Source organism: Pseudoalteromonas sp. DSM 26666 (genome assembly GCF_900116475.1).
In the GTDB taxonomy this organism is placed as follows: Bacteria; Pseudomonadota; Gammaproteobacteria; order Enterobacterales; family Alteromonadaceae; genus Pseudoalteromonas; species Pseudoalteromonas tetraodonis.
In genome coordinates this window covers 21,621-37,375 of the sequence record NZ_FPAR01000013.1, presented here as the reverse complement: position 1 = coordinate 37,375, position 15,755 = coordinate 21,621, and the positions used below count along the sequence as shown (strand labels likewise).

12 protein-coding genes are annotated in these 15,755 nt (G+C 40.7%); 10 read left to right on the top strand and 2 right to left on the bottom strand.

The window, feature by feature from the left end:
- Position 1: 1 nt before the first annotated feature.
- From rnc to pdxJ, 4 genes are read left to right on the top strand one after another with little or no spacing between them, the layout of a single operon-like run.
- Entirely contained in the window at positions 2-679 is a 678-nt protein-coding gene (gene rnc, locus BM380_RS16930) for a ribonuclease III (RefSeq protein ID WP_008466504.1), read from the top strand.
- Positions 669-1,601, top strand: coding sequence for a GTPase Era (gene era / locus BM380_RS16925; protein WP_013465632.1), 933 nt, complete (start codon positions 669-671; stop codon positions 1,599-1,601). Before rnc ends, era begins: the two co-directional genes overlap by 11 nt.
- A 22-nt stretch (positions 1,602-1,623) precedes the next feature.
- The gene (gene recO, locus BM380_RS16920; protein ID WP_013465631.1) at positions 1,624-2,316 is read left to right on the top strand and encodes a DNA repair protein RecO; all 693 of its coding nucleotides are present in this window, start codon (positions 1,624-1,626) and stop codon (positions 2,314-2,316) included.
- A gap of 21 nt (positions 2,317-2,337) precedes the next feature.
- Positions 2,338-3,069, top strand: a complete 732-nt coding sequence (gene pdxJ / locus BM380_RS16915; RefSeq protein WP_010387803.1) for a pyridoxine 5'-phosphate synthase — start codon at positions 2,338-2,340, stop codon at positions 3,067-3,069.
- Positions 3,070-3,098: 29 nt separating this feature from the next.
- Here pdxJ and barA read toward each other — a convergent pair whose 3' ends face one another.
- Complete coding sequence (barA, locus tag BM380_RS16910; RefSeq protein WP_175527475.1) at positions 3,099-5,873, bottom strand: two-component sensor histidine kinase BarA; 2,775 nt, start codon at positions 5,871-5,873, stop codon at positions 3,099-3,101.
- Positions 5,874-5,984: 111 nt separating this feature from the next.
- Between barA and rlmD the strand changes: the two genes are divergently transcribed.
- The 6 genes from rlmD (at position 5,985) to BM380_RS16880 (ending at position 14,586) form a co-directional block, all read left to right on the top strand.
- Positions 5,985-7,310, top strand: a complete 1,326-nt coding sequence (rlmD, locus tag BM380_RS16905) for a 23S rRNA (uracil(1939)-C(5))-methyltransferase RlmD (RefSeq protein WP_090495314.1) — start codon at positions 5,985-5,987, stop codon at positions 7,308-7,310.
- An 8-nt stretch (positions 7,311-7,318) separates the two neighbouring features.
- Positions 7,319-9,475 (top strand): GTP diphosphokinase, encoded by a 2,157-nt coding sequence (gene relA / locus BM380_RS16900; protein WP_028833955.1) that lies wholly within the window; start codon positions 7,319-7,321, stop codon positions 9,473-9,475.
- Positions 9,456-10,280 carry a nucleoside triphosphate pyrophosphohydrolase gene (gene mazG / locus BM380_RS16895; RefSeq protein ID WP_090495312.1) on the top strand — a complete coding sequence of 275 codons (825 nt, stop codon included), beginning with the start codon at positions 9,456-9,458 and terminating at the stop codon, positions 10,278-10,280. The genes relA and mazG overlap by 20 nt, the downstream gene beginning before the upstream one ends.
- A gap of 157 nt (positions 10,281-10,437) precedes the next feature.
- A complete protein-coding gene (locus BM380_RS16890; RefSeq protein WP_013465625.1) occupies positions 10,438-12,072 on the top strand; it encodes a CTP synthase in 1,635 nt (544 codons plus the stop codon).
- A 97-nt stretch (positions 12,073-12,169) separates the two neighbouring features.
- Positions 12,170-13,468: a phosphopyruvate hydratase gene (eno, locus tag BM380_RS16885; protein ID WP_013465624.1), complete on the top strand. Its 1,299-nt coding sequence runs from the start codon at positions 12,170-12,172 to the stop codon at positions 13,466-13,468.
- 143 nt (positions 13,469-13,611) lie between these two features.
- Positions 13,612-14,586 (top strand): prolyl hydroxylase family protein, encoded by a 975-nt coding sequence (locus BM380_RS16880; RefSeq protein WP_013465623.1) that lies wholly within the window; start codon positions 13,612-13,614, stop codon positions 14,584-14,586.
- Positions 14,587-14,599: 13 nt separating this feature from the next.
- On the opposite strand, the gene mutH is transcribed toward BM380_RS16880, so the two are convergent.
- A complete protein-coding gene (gene mutH, locus BM380_RS16875; RefSeq protein ID WP_013465622.1) occupies positions 14,600-15,271 on the bottom strand; it encodes a DNA mismatch repair endonuclease MutH in 672 nt (223 codons plus the stop codon).
- Positions 15,272-15,755: the final 484 nt, after the last annotated feature.

Here is a 15,755-nt window from a genome sequence, read left to right as displayed (position 1 = left end):
AATGAAAAAAAATGTAACAGAGTTATACAAAAGAATTGGCTACACATTTGCTGATCAAGGGTTACTTGAGCAAGCAATGACGCATCGCAGCCACAAAGGTCAACATAACGAGCGACTCGAATTTTTGGGCGACTCAATTTTGAGCTTTGTCATTGCCAATGCGCTGTACGCTAAATTTCCTAAAGCACGCGAAGGCGATTTAAGTCGAATGCGTTCGACTTTAGTTCGCGGTCAGACGTTAGCTGAATTTGGCCTTGAATTTGAGCTTGGTGATTACCTACGCTTAGGTCCTGGCGAGCTAAAAAGTGGTGGTTTTAGACGCGAGTCAACCCTAGCGGATGCAGTTGAAGCTATTATTGGCGCTGTATTTTTAGATTCAGACATAGATCGCTGCGGCGAGCTTATTTTAGCGTGGTATGAATCACGTTTAGATGCTATTTCACCAGGGCTTAACCAAAAAGATCCTAAGACCCTGCTGCAAGAGTATTTGCAAGCTCGTAAGCTATCATTACCAGGCTACACCGTAGTTGATACTAAAGGTCAGGCACACAATCAAACATTCACGGTTGAATGTATCGTTGATGGAATGGATAGCATTATTTCTGTTGGCAGCTCACGGCGTAAAGCCGAACAAAAAGCGGCCGAAAAAGCATTGAAGATACTTAAAAATGAATCTTGATACCTTAATACAGCCTCATGAAGGCGAAATAGACACATTTTGTGGCATGGTTGCGATTGTTGGCCGTCCTAATGTGGGTAAATCAACACTGCTTAATGAAATTATTGAGCAAAAAGTCAGTATTACCTCACGTAAGCCACAAACCACGCGCCACCGTATTATGGGTATTCATACTGAGGGTAAGCACCAAGCGGTGTACGTCGATACCCCAGGCCTGCACGTTGAAGAAAAGCGTGCTATTAACCGTTTAATGAACCGTGCAGCGTCTAGCTCAATTGGTGATGTTGAGCTGATCATTTTTGTGGTTGAAGGCACTCATTGGAATGCCGATGACGACATGGTACTTAACAAAGTAAGCCAAAGTGGCAAGCCGGTATTGTTAGTTATTAACAAAATTGACCAAGTGAAAGATCGCGACCTTGTACTTCCACATATGAAGTTTTTAGGCGATAAGTTTGATTTTGTAGGTATTATGCCCGTATCTGCGACTCAGGGTAAAAACATTAACCTGATCAAAGAAGAAGTGACTAAGCGTTTACCACCGTGCGAATTTTATTTTCCTGATGACTACGTAACTGACCGCTCAATGCGCTTTATGGCGGCTGAAGTTATCCGTGAAAAGCTAATGCGCTTTATGGGTGAAGAGTTACCGTATTCAGTGACTGTGGAAATAGAGCAGTTTAAATGGCAAGAAAACGGTATTTGGCATATTAATGGCCTGATACTAGTTGAGCGTGAAACGCAAAAGCGCATGGTAATTGGTAACAAAGGCGAAAAGCTAAAAGTAATCGGCCGTGAAGCGCGTAAAGACTTAGAGGAAATGCTTGAAAATAAAGTGTTTTTAGAACTGTGGGTTAAAGTTAAATCGGGCTGGGCTGACGATGAGCGTGCCTTAAGAAGCTTAGGTTACGGTGAAGATTAACATTTTATACGCAGCATAATTTATGGACAGCGATTTCTATAAAGCTTATTTATTACATCGGCGTCCATATAGCGACTCGCAAGTAATGCTCGATATGCTAGTAGAAGGCGTTGGCCAGCTTAGAATGCTCGCACGAGTTAGTGGCCGCCAGGCCACTAAATACAAAGCCCAACTCCAACCATTTCAAGCCTTACTCGTCCATTACAATGGCAAATACGATTTAAAGTACATCAATAAATTTGAGCTTCATGGTAATCCGTTATTTTTAACCGGTGATAAGCTTTACTGTGGCTTTTATTTAAATGAATTAACCAACCGAATTGTGCCGATTAATGAACCCATTGATCAGGTTTTTCAACTTTATAAAACTCACCTAGAAAACCTTAATAGCGGGACTGACATGCAAGCAGTGCTTCGCTCTTATGAGTTTCAATTGCTAGAGCTACTAGGTTATGGGGTTGATTTTAGTTTTGATGCGGATGGTGAGCCAATTGATGACACGCAAACGTATAGCTACTTTGCAGAAGTGGGCTTTGCGGTGCAACACGACTCGCGTTCTGGGTTTACTGGTTCACAACTCAATGCCATAGCAAATCATGACTTTAGCCAAGCGGATGTGTTATATATGGCAAAGCAATTAAGTCGTTATTTATTAAAACCATTGTTGGGCAACAAACCATTAAAAAGTCGTGAATTATTTACGGCCTCTCAATAAACAAATTTCACAGGTACAAAAATGAAAGATATTCTTCTAGGCGTGAACGTAGATCATATTGCAACGCTTCGCCAAGCACGAGGCACTTCTTATCCTGATCCTGCCCATGCAGCAAGTGTTGCAGAGCATGCCGGTGCTGATGGCATTACTATTCATTTACGCGAAGACCGCAGACACATTCAAGACCGCGATGTGTATGTAATGGCTAAAACTATTCAAACACGTATGAACCTTGAAACCGCAGTAACCGATGAAATGATTGCTATTGCACTTGAGGTTAAACCTGAATATGTATGCTTAGTGCCTGAAAAACGTGAAGAGCTTACCACTGAAGGGGGCTTAGATGTGGCAGGCAATATCGATAAAATAGCCGCTGCAACTAAAACATTAACGCAAGCTGGAATTAAAGTATCACTGTTTATTGATGCTGATAAAGCGCAGTTAGATGCAGCAAAAGCGTGTGGTGCACCTTATGTTGAAATTCACACTGGGGCTTACGCAGATGCCACCAACGATGAAGACACCGCCAAAGAGCTCGAGCACATTCGCCAAGGCGTGAAATATGCAGCCAGTATTGGTTTAATTGTTAATGCTGGCCATGGTCTGCATTATCACAATGTAAAACCAATTGCAGCGATGCCAGAGATTTATGAGCTAAACATTGGCCACGCTATTATTGCCCGCGCAGCCATTGACGGTTTAGATAAAGCGGTTCGTGATATGAAACGCTTAATGCTTGAAGCTCGCGCGTAAAGTTATAATTAACAATATTAAAGACGAGCTTATTTATTACTGATATCAATGTTGGCATCAACAAGTAAGTTTTCAAGCTCGTCTTGCAACTCAAATAACTCGGGCTCAATATTCTCAAGCGTACATTCATTTTTAAGTGATGTTTCGATCGTTTCAGCCAATGTTTTTAATTTTGGTACACCTGTATAGCAGCATGCGCCATGAAATTTATGGATAACGCTAAGTACTTGAGGGCAATCTTCGCTGCTTATTGCTTGATTTAGTAAGTTTAGGGTTTCGGGCACGCTTAGCAGTAACATATTAAGCATTTCATTGGCTAATTCTGCTTTACCGCCTGCACGTTGCAATGCCAGCGTCCAATCAAGCCGAGTGCTATCAAAAGGGGCAGGGCTATGTTCAAATGTGCTTTTTGACTTATCACGACTCACTGGTAATTGCGGGCTATGATCGCAAATAATCTGGTTTAGCATATCTTCATCGATAGGCTTAGTTAAATAACCTTCAAAACCATCTTTTAATAACTGTTCTTTTTCACTATTAAGTGCATGCGCCGTCACGGCAATAATAGGGGTATCTTCATTCAAAGATGACTCTTTAATGAGTTTACAGGCTGTAATACCATCCATTATAGGCATTTGAATATCCATAAAAATCACATCATATTTATGGCTTTTGCTTAAACTATACGCTTGTGACCCATTATGTGCGGTATCAATTAATTCAACTTGCTCGTTGAGTAGGGTGTAAATTAATTTTAAATTAGCGTCATTATCATCCACCACTAACACCTTTAGCGGCAGCAGGGTTTGTTCATGCTGTTCTATATTATGTGCCGGGTGGTCGAGTCGATAAGGCGCAGCTAATAGCTCACATAGCTTTCGGTGATTAAGAGGTTTACTCAAACAGGCGTCAGCGCCGCTGCCGATGAAGGCTTCGCGCATGTTGTGCGATACGGTATTGAGCATTAAATATAAATAATCGGTTGATTCTCTAACCGCTTTTACATAGCTTTTTAAACGCTGCATATCGTCAACTGATGCCATGTGACCAATAAGACAAATATCAAAATTGATCTCTGAATTTCTTATGCACTCTAAAAATTCGGTTTCGTTATAGCAAGGAGTGACACTGACTTTCCACTCTTGTAATAATGAGACAACAGCATGATGGGTATGCTTATGCGGCTCTAAATAAAGAACACGTTTACCAATTAATGACTGGGTAGGCAAATCGTTGATAAATACATGATTTGGTAATCTAAATACGCCATTAAAGGTAAAACAAGTACCGCTACCAGGGGCTGAATTTAAGGTAATACGGCCGCTCATTGCTTCAACGATATGTTTAGTAATAATAAGCCCTAAGCCGGTACCGCCAAATTTGCGGGTAATACTGGAGTCGGCTTGACCAAAGGCGGTGAATAGCGCGTCTTGTTTATCTGCTGGAATACCTACCCCAGTATCTGCGACTGACACTAAGACAGAGGTGCGCTCTTCATCAAGCAAACGATGGCTAATATCAACTTTTATCGCGCCTTTTTCAGTAAATTTAATCGCGTTACTTAACAAGTTAATCAGCACTTGTTTAAACCGTGTGGGGTCGCCAGTTAAGTGATCAGGCACCTGAGGATTAATATAAATAGAAAGCTCAAGTTGTTTGTCGTGTGCGCTAGGTGCTAGTAAGGTCATAACTTCGTTTACGCTATCGCGCAGTTGAAACTGAATAGACTCAAGCTCCATGGCTCCGGCTTCTAACTTGGAGAAATCTAATATGTCGCTAATAATAGTCATTAAGCTGTTAGCCGAAAGCTCTATGGTATCAAGGTAATCTTTTTGGTTTTTATTCAGAGGCGTTTTATAAAGCTGGCGGGTAAATCCAATAACCCCGTTAAGTGGGGTGCGTAACTCATGACTCATTTTAGCTAAAAAGTCAGATTTAACACGGTTAGCATCCTGCGCTTCTTTTTTAGCCATGGTGAGCTGGATATTTTGTGTTTCGTATTGTTCAAGCGTTTCGCGGTAATCGCTGGTTGCCTGATCAATATTTTTTTGCATTTCATCTTTTTGCATCACCATAGAATGCGAGATGGTATTGAGCCCCTCACGTAATAACTCAAACTCGCCATTCATGGGTTCAGTTAATCCGGTTTGTCTTTTACCTTCAATCAACCTGTCGGTAGCAAGTACTAACTTATTAAGCGGGGTCATAAACATCCGACTAAGTCTTAGCGCTAAAATAGCGGCTAATACTAAGGCGAGAATAATAATAATACCGCTGACCAATAATGCACGTTGTTGGCCAATAACAGCTTTGTCGCGGTTAAGCTGAATCACAACGGTGCCCAACGAGGTTTGGAACTCAGAAGTATTCCAGTCGCTATTGGGGGTTGTATGGTTAATGATAGGGGTGAAAAAGGTTACTAAGTCTTCACTTTGCTGAACATAGGTGGCTTTAAAGCCATTTAATTGCGTTTGCTCAATTAAAGTGTCGAATGAGCGATGATAATTACTGGTTATAATAAGTTGGTTGTTATCATTAAAGATGGCAATCGATTTAATCGAAGGGGAGTGTTTATTGTGTGTATAGCGAATAATGCGATTAAGCAGTTTTTTATTTTTTTCCAGTAAAGGTTGTTCAAGTGCAATAGCCAGAGGTTCAGCAATCGTTGTGCCTTGTTGATATAAAATTTCATCAAGCTCAATGTAACGATTTATTGTAAAATAACCACCTAGTAATAGCCCGATGATCACTGTGGGGATCAGGGTGAGTGTTAAAACAGAATCGCGCAAGCCTAGTTTGGTCATAATCTGAGCATTATTATCATTTTTATTGAATGTGAGTATATACATACTCATAGTTATTCTCAAAGTATCTAGGTAGAGACGTGATTCATCAACCCTTTAAGGTAATGCCTAATGGCACAAATATTTAAAGCAAAGAAAAAACCACTTCAACAGCAATCACTTGAACTTGATATAACGGCAATGGATCACCACGGACGTGGTATTGCTAAGTACAATAATAAAGTGTGTTTTGTCAGTGGGGCATTACCTGGTGAGCGAGTAAAAGCCAAGTTAGTTGATGATAAAGCACGTTACAGCCAAGCTGACACGCTTAAAATACTCAAAGCCAGTGAATATCGCACCACACCCATTTGTGAACACTACAGCCAATGCGGTGGTTGTCAGTTACAGCATTTAGATGCCACACAACAAGTCGTTGAAAAGCAAGCGGCGGTAAATCAATTATTTGCCAAGTTTGCAAAATTAACTGATTTGAACTGGCAAGCTCCGCTGCTAAGCCAAGCAACGCATTACCGACGTAGTGCCCGCATTGCCGTAATGTTCGACAAAGCAGCAAAAAAAATGCGGGTAGGCTATAGAGCACGTGGCTCTAAAAGTATTGTTAGCATTAATCATTGCCCAGTATTAAGTGACGTATTTGCAGAGGTATTTAACGTATTTGATAACATAATTAATCATAATAAGGCGCTGCACAGTATAAGTCATTTGCAGTTATGCGCTGCAGATGAGCAACACTTTATTGTTATTCGTCATACAAAAGCCATTTCGCCCACAGATAAAGCGTTTGTTGAGCAAAGTGTCTCGGCACATCATTGGCAATTAGTGTGGCAAAGTGATAGCGATATGATTGATCATGCCCATTTAGCGATGCCATTTTATAAGCTTGATCAGTTAGATATAAAATTTGAATTTGGACTAAATAACTTTATTCAGGTCAATGCGAGCGTAAATCAGGCAATGTTAATTCAAGCGGCGAGCTGGTTAGCATTACAAGGTGATGAAAATATACTGGATTTATTTTGTGGTATTGGTAACTTCTCTTTAGTGTTAGCAAAGCAGGCTAAAACAGTAACAGGAATTGAAGGCGTTACTTCGGCGGTTGCATTAGCGACGCAAAATGCGCACACTAACTCTATTACAAATACTCAATTTCATTGCTTTGATTTAACCACGAGTATTAAAAAAGCGCCGTGGTTTAATAAAGAGTTAGATATTTTAGTACTCGACCCCTCTCGCACTGGTGCTATGGCAGTTTTAGAGCAGCTTCCATTAACGCAGTTTAAAGCGATTTTATATGTCTCTTGCGACCCTGTTACCTTAGCCCGTGACAGCGCTATTATTTCGCAAGCCGGCTTTGAGCTTAATAAAATAGGGCTAATGAATATGTTCCCTCATACGGGGCATATCGAAACTATGGCGTTATTTCAACGGAGGTAAAGCGCATTATGGTAGCGACACGTCAATCTCATCAACATGACAAAACGGGTGACTTTTTTTCACGCGTAGAATCTCTTGATTTGTCTCAGGAAAAAATTAGCTTACTCAATAAAGCACAGCAACTTTGCCAAACTTGCGATAATAGCGAACGCCAAAATACCGCCATAGAGATGGTGGAGATTTTGGTTGAGCTAAATTTAGATGCTGACTCGTTAGCCACCGCCTATTTAACCCCTTATTATTTAAATGATGTAGTGAGCATTGACGCTGTCGAAGAGCATTTAGGAAATCATGTTGCGGTGTTATTAACGGGTGTGTCGCAAATGGCCACCATAAGTACGTTAGCTCATCAAGGCAATGGTACCGTGCAGGTCGATAATATTCGCCGTATGTTGCTTGCTATGGTGGAAGATGTGCGTGCCGTGGTGATTAAATTAGCCGAACAGGTGTGCCATTTACGCAACGTAAAAGATGCCGCTGAAGAAGAGCGAGTGATTGCAGCCAAAGAGACTGCGGATATATTTGCACCGCTTGCTAATCGCCTTGGTATTGGCCAATTAAAGTGGGAGCTAGAGGATTTAGCCTTTCGCTATTTACACCCAGATATTTATAAAAATATAGCTAAACAACTTGATGATAAGCGCCTTGCCCGTGAAGCGTATATGGCTGATATGGTTGAGCAAGTAAAACAGCGCCTACATGAAGCGGGTATTAAAGCCGAGGTATACGGCAGGCCAAAACATATCTACAGCATTTATAAAAAAATGGCGAAAAAGAACTACGAGTTTGATCAGCTGTTTGACATACGCGCGATGCGAATTGTGGTTGAGCGCCTGCAAGATTGCTACGGTGCCCTAGGCATAGTGCACACTAATTGGCGCCATTTAAATAAAGAATTTGACGATTACGTTGCGACCCCAAAACAAAATGGCTATCAATCTATTCATACCGTAGTATTTGGCCCCGAAGGTAAAACTGTTGAGATTCAGATCCGAACGCACGACATGCATCAAGATGCAGAGCTGGGCGTTGCCGCACATTGGATGTACAAAGAAGGTGCGTTACCAGGGCGTGGTTCAGGCTATGAGCAAAAAATTAGCTGGTTGCGTAAGTTACTGCAATGGCAAGAAGAAGTGGTTGATGGCAGCGATTTAGCGCAAGAGCTTAAAAACCAAGTGGTTGAAGACCGGGTCTATGTGTTTACTCCACGTGGAGATATTTTTGACTTACCGCTAGGGGCAACGCCTCTTGATTTTGCTTACTACATTCACTCCAATGTGGGTCATCGATGCATTGGTGCAAAAATATTTGGCAAAATAGTGCCGTTTACTCATCAATTAAGTACCGGCGATCAGGTTGAAATACTGACCCAAAAGCAGCCAAATCCAAGCCGTGATTGGTTGAACCCGTCGCTGGGTTATATTAAATCGTCTCGCGCTAGAGCCAAAATCCACCATTGGTTTAAACAGCTCGACCGCGATAAAAATTTAAGTGCGGGTAAAGAAATCCTTGATAACGAATTACAAAAGTTAGAGTTAACTTACAAAGATTTAGACCCAGCGATAAAGCGCTTTAACTTTAGAGAGCTTGATGACTTAATGGTCGCCATTGGTGCAGGCGATATTCGCCTTAACCAAATGCTTAACTTTATTACCGATAGAACGGAGCACGAGCCGGTTATTCGCTTTAAATCGCCCAGTAAAGTAACTGGCGATAAAAACGGTATTGTGGTTGATGGAGTAGGCAGTTTAATGAGTCATGTTGCTCGCTGTTGCCGCCCTGTACCTGGGGATGAAATTATTGGGTATATTACCCAAGGCCGTGGCATTGCCGTGCATCGTGAGGATTGTGACTCGTTTAGTAATTTAAAAAACAAGCACCCAGAGCGCGTTATTTCAGTAAGTTGGTCAGATGATATTAGCAGCTCCTACGCGTTAACTATTCGTATTGAAGCCAGCGATCGGTCTGGTTTAATTCGTGATATTAGTTCTGCTTTGGCGAATGAAAAAGTCAATGTGCTCAATATGAATGTCAACACGGTTGATAGCACTCAAACGGCTATTTTTGTGATGCAAATAGAAGTGCATGACTTACAAGGCACAAATAAAGTGCTTTCTAAGTTACACCAGATAGAAGGGGTGCACAGTGCAAAACGAGGGCAGTAATCAGGCTAATAATGAGGCTTTAAGCCAACTGCTGGAAATAATGCAAACACTGAGAAACCCTGAGGGCGGATGCCCTTGGGATCTCAAGCAAACGTTTGCGTCAATCGTGCCGCATACTCTTGAAGAAGCCTATGAAGTGGCTGATTGTATTGAAACGAATAATTTAAGCGATTTAAAAAATGAGTTAGGCGACTTACTATTTCAAATTGTGTTTTATGCGCAACTAGCACAAGAGCAGCAATTATTTAATTTTAACGATGTAGTGGCACAGTTAAATGAAAAGTTGGTGCGTCGTCATCCGCATGTATTTTCAGCGCAAGACACACCTAAAACCGATGCCGAATTAGCTGCGCAGTGGCAAGCAATAAAAGCACAAGAGCGTGCGGCTAAACCCCAAGGTCAAAGCTCAGTACTTTGGCAAGATATACCAAACAGTTTACCTAGCTTAACAAAAGCTAAAAAAATTCAGCAACGGGTCGCTGCGTTAGGGTTTGATTGGCCGACTTATCACGGTGCTATTGATAAAGTGAGTGAAGAGGTTGAAGAAGTGGAAGAAGCCTTAGCTCATGACCCATACTCAGATCATACAGCAGAAGAGCTAGGTGATTTGCTGTTTGCTACCGTTAATGTAGCGCGCCATGTTAAACGCGACCCCGAACAACTGCTTCGCAGTGCCAACGATAAGTTTTCTGCACGGTTTGAAAAGGTACAAAACTACTTAATTGCACAGGGTAAATGTATTGATTCTGCGTCTTTAGAGGAAATGGATGCAGCATGGGATGCGATAAAAAAACTAAATAAATAGGGACATAAAAAATGTTTGTTTTTTGTGCACAGATTTACCAATTTTAGCTGGATTGCTTAGCTATGTTTTGGTACAATTTCGCCCCGTCTTGTTTATATTCCAAAATCACTTGTTTGGGTATTATATTCCTTTTAATTCCTGATATTCTAGGGTTCGCATGAGTACAAAATTTATCTTCGTTACTGGCGGAGTTGTTTCTTCGTTGGGTAAAGGTATTGCAGCAGCATCGTTGGCCGCTATTTTAGAGGCCCGTGGCTTAGATGTTACCATTTTAAAGCTGGATCCTTACATCAACGTTGACCCAGGCACAATGAGCCCAATTCAACACGGTGAAGTATACGTTACCGAAGACGGCGCAGAAACGGACCTTGATTTAGGTCACTACGAACGTTTTATTCGCACCAAAATGACCAGCCGTAATAACTTTACGCAAGGGCGCGTATATGAAGATGTACTTCGTCGTGAAAGACGTGGCGAATATCTTGGCGCAACAATTCAAGTTATTCCTCATATCACTAATGATATTAAGCAACGTGTTTATGATGGCGCAGAAGGCCATGATATAGCAATCGTTGAAATTGGTGGTACGGTAGGCGATATTGAGTCACAACCATTTATCGAAGCTATTCGTCAAATGGGTACAGAGATTGGTCGTGAACGTGCGCTATTTATTCACTTAACGCTAGTGCCATTCTTAGGCCCTGCCGGTGAAGTGAAAACAAAACCAACTCAGCACTCAGTTAAAGAGTTACGCTCAGTCGGTATTCAACCAGATATTCTTATTTGTCGCTCAGACCGTAAGCTGCCAAATAACGAGCGTGCAAAAATTGCATTGTTCACAAACGTTGAAGAAAAAGCCGTTATTTCACTGCCTGATGTAGACAGTATTTATAAAATCCCTGCGTTATTAAAGTCGCAAGAGTTAGACAACTTTGTATGTCGTCGTTTCCATTTAGACGCGCCTGAGGCTGATTTAGCTGAGTGGGAACAAGTATTGTATCAAGAGTCTAACCCAACGGGTGAAGTGACAATTGGTATGGTTGGTAAATACATTGAATTACCGGATGCATACAAATCAGTAAACGAAGCATTAAAACATGCGGGACTAAAAAATCGTTTAACTATTAATATTCAATACGTTGATTCACAAGACTTAGAAACTAAAGGAACGGATATTCTTTCTCGCTTAGATGCTATTTTAGTGCCAGGTGGTTTTGGTGGTCGTGGTGTTGAAGGTAAGATTTTAGCGGCTAAATATGCTCGTGAAAACAAAGTGCCTTACTTAGGTATTTGTTTAGGTATGCAGGTTGCGCTTATTGAATACGCACGAAATGTTGCCGGTTTAGTTGATGCAAACTCAACGGAATTTAATGCAAACTCAGAGGCTCCAGTGGTTGGTTTAATCACTGAGTGGCTAGACGCTGAGGGTAACGTAGAAGTACGTGATGAAAAGTCTGATTTAGGTGGCACAATGCGTTTAGGCGCACAAAAATGCCATTTAACGCCTGGCTCTAAAGTACACGAAGTGTATGGCAGCGACGAAATTGTTGAACGTCACCGTCACCGTTACGAAGTTAATAACAACTTCGTTGCACAGCTTGAACAAGCAGGTTTAAGCTTTACTGGTTTATCTGAAGATAAAAAGCTAGTAGAGATTATTGAAAATAAAGATCACCCTTGGTTTATTGCAGCGCAATTCCACCCGGAATTCACTTCAACGCCACGCGATGGTCATCCGCTATTTGAAGGGTTTGTAGCTGCGGCTCATACCTACCAAAAAGCGTCTTCGTAATTTAAAAAAGGCTGTGCATATTGCGCGGCCTTTTTTGTTTCTAAGGCTGGCCTAGGGTTAGCCGTACTCACCATTTTGGGAATATAGAGGAATCAAGATGTCAGAAATCGTAAAAGTAATCGGTCGTGAAATTATGGACTCGCGTGGTAACCCAACTGTAGAAGCTGAGGTATATTTAGCTGATGGTTCATGGGGCCGTGCTGCTGCACCATCAGGTGCATCTACAGGAACTCGCGAAGCATTAGAATTACGTGATGGTGATAAAACTCGTTATTTAGGTAAAGGCGTATTAAAAGCGGTAGGTTTCATTAATAATGAAATTGCAGCGGCTTTAAAAGGTCAAAATGCACTTGCTCAAAGTGATGTAGACCAAGTAATGCTTGATTTAGATGGTACTGAAAATAAAGAAAAACTAGGTGCTAATGCTATTTTAGCGGTTTCACTTGCTAACGCAAAAGCGGCTGCACAATCTAAAAAAGTAGAGCTATACGAGCACATTGCTGACTTAAATGGCACGCCAGGTGTTTACTCTATGCCACTACCAATGATGAACATCATCAACGGCGGTGAGCACGCTGATAACTCAGTAGATATTCAAGAATTTATGGTTCAGCCAGTTGGTGCTGCTAATTTCCGTGAAGCATTGCGTATGGGTGCTGAAGTATTTCACAGCCTTGCAAAAGTGCTTAAAGCGGATGGTCATTCAACAGCTGTTGGTGACGAAGGCGGTTTTGCACCAAACCTTGCATCAAACGAAGCAGCACTTGCAGCAATTAAAGTGGCTGTTGCAAATGCTGGTTATGAGCTTGGTAAAGATATTACCCTTGCACTTGATTGTGCTGCCTCTGAGTTTTATGACAAAGAAGCAAATATCTACGACCTTAAAGGTGAAGGTAAAAAGTTTACCTCTGAAGAGTTTAACTACTTCTTAAAAGACTTAACTGAGCAATACCCAATTGTATCAATTGAAGATGGCTTAGATGAGTCTGATTGGGATGGCTTTGCTCATCAAACTAAACTAATGGGCGATAAAGTCCAATTAGTGGGTGATGACTTATTCGTAACCAATACTAAGATTTTAAAACGTGGTATCGACAATGGTATTGCTAACTCAATCTTAATTAAATTTAACCAAATTGGTTCACTAACAGAAACGTTAGCGGCAATCAAAATGGCGAAAGATGCTGGTTTTACAGTCGTTATTTCTCATCGCTCTGGTGAAACTGAAGATGCAACCATTGCTGATTTAGCGGTTGGTACAGCTGCAGGCCAGATCAAAACAGGTTCATTAAGCCGTTCAGACCGTGTTGCTAAGTACAACCAATTGCTTCGTATTGAAGAGCAATTAGGCGCTAAAGCACCGTACAATGGTTTAAAAGAAGTTAAAGGTCAGTAATTCTTTAATTTGTTTAAAATTATAAAAATCCTCGCTTATGCGGGGATTTTTAATCATAAATGCAAATATAACAGGTGGGTGGTTTATTGTTTGTAAATTTATTGTTACTTTAGGGGCGTATTAAAAATAACAATAAAATGATTATGAAAAATAACTATGTTACTCACCTCATAAATGCCAAATATCATGGCACGCTTCCTCCAAAACAAGAAATAGTGTCTTTTGCGCTAACAGCTCCTGAATTTGTTCACTATTGGTTATGTCATGCGGTTTCATCATCAACTTCTTCTCAGGAGCTAGCCATTGTTTTATGCTTAGCTAAGTATCATAAAATTGAAGCTCTTAAGGTTTTATCTCACTTTTGGCCAATCCGAACTGCTGATCCGCAAGTAACAATTAACTTTGAAAAACATATATCAGGCCTTCCTAAGACTATACAGCAGGGTATTGAAACCGATTTAATAGGGTTGTGGAGTAGCTTAATTATGCCATTGAATATTCAATCCTCTGAACAATCATTACCTGTGACAACATTAGAAACGCAACTAACGAATGAATTAGCGCAGGAGATTATAAAGCTTGCTAATAATAATTTAAATTTAGCTGGGGTGTATGCTGAAAACTCTACAAGACAAAAAGTTATAGACATCAGAGACAATGAGCAGCTTATAACACAATTACCAGTCGATAATATTTTAATAGCTATATTACAGCGCATCATATGTTCAGACGACTATGCTGACTTAGCATATGCTGAGCCTATGATTATTTATCGTTATACTCAAGGTCAGCAATACAAATGGCACTATGATTTTATTACACCTTCAAATGAAAATGCTAAAAAAGAACTTAATTTTTTTGGTCAAAGACGGCGAACACGTATTATAAATTTAAATGACGGATTTGAAGGTGGAGAAACCGCTTTTAAAGACTGGAATGTAAGTGTTAAAGCCAAGCAAGGACAAGTAATTAAATTTAATAATATGATTGGTAATCAGGTAGATAAAAACTCAGTACATAGTGGAAAACCCGTATTATTAGGTGAAAAGTGGATTTGTACGCTTTGGATGCGAGAAAAACCTTTTTGGTTACGCGAATCTATTTGGTGCAAAAATTAATACCGACAAATAATTACAACTGAAACTGCTGTTTTAATATCTCTTTTGTAAAACTGGTTTTCAAATAAAAGCCACGGGGCAGAGTTTGTATAATTTGCCCGTTGGGGCCTATGGCATCGGTAACTACTTTGCTATTAGCTGCTTTTGGCCGTATTTGCATGGCGTCGCCTAAATGCCCTGATATTTCATCTACCCGACCAAGCGCTATAAGCTCCATTTGCTCTTCCCAGTCACGCTGTAATTGCGCATCTTGCGCGGGGGAGGGTTGCCACAAAAAGCCACTGCCTATGGTTCTATCAAACGGAGCAATATCGCGCTCACTTAAAATAGGTAGCCATAAAACATGATTCAACTTTTTACGTACGCTACTTGTGTGCCAGGTCATGCCAGTTACATTCATTAGTGGGGTAACCGACACAAACGTGGTTTCTAATGGTTTGCCTTTATATGAAATGGGCAATGTTTTGAGCTCTATGCCTAAATCCTCAAAGTCGGGTAGCGGTTTTGACCCAGCACTTGCGCCTAATACATACTCAATCAGTTGACCTGTCCAGCCTTTTTCACGCAATAAATCATCTGGCGTTTTAAAGTGGTACTGCTGTGCGAGTTGTCCTAGTGTGAGTCCTGCAATAGCATCGACACGTTGCATTAATTGATTGATTGAATGAGGTTTTAAAGGTTGCATACTGTTTATTTTAGTTGAATAAATACCAACGTCATGATAGCAAATTAGTGTGTTAGTGGATATCTTTAGCGGTTGGTTGAATTTTGTTCGTGCTGTGTGTGGTGCAATTTTATGCACTGTTTTAAAACGCCAAGCTTAACTAAGTAACTGAACTGCATTGTTTTTTTTGTTTTTAGTGTTCAGTTTTAATTAAGGTCTATAAATGTTGTAAGGATAAATACAGATGTATAAACATGTTTATCCACAGATTCTGTGGAGAACATCACCTTTTAGATCTTGTATTGTGGATTTGTTTGCTAAATGAGCGTGTTTTACAAAAGTTATGCACAAGCTGTGAGTAACCAGCACAAACAGTGTGGTTTTTATGTATTTATACATGGCAGTGTTGTTTGTTATTCACATGCAATGGATTTCGCTATTAATTTGCCTTAACCGAGGACGTTAACGGGGCTTGTACGTAATAGTATTTGCCGTATTGCAGCTA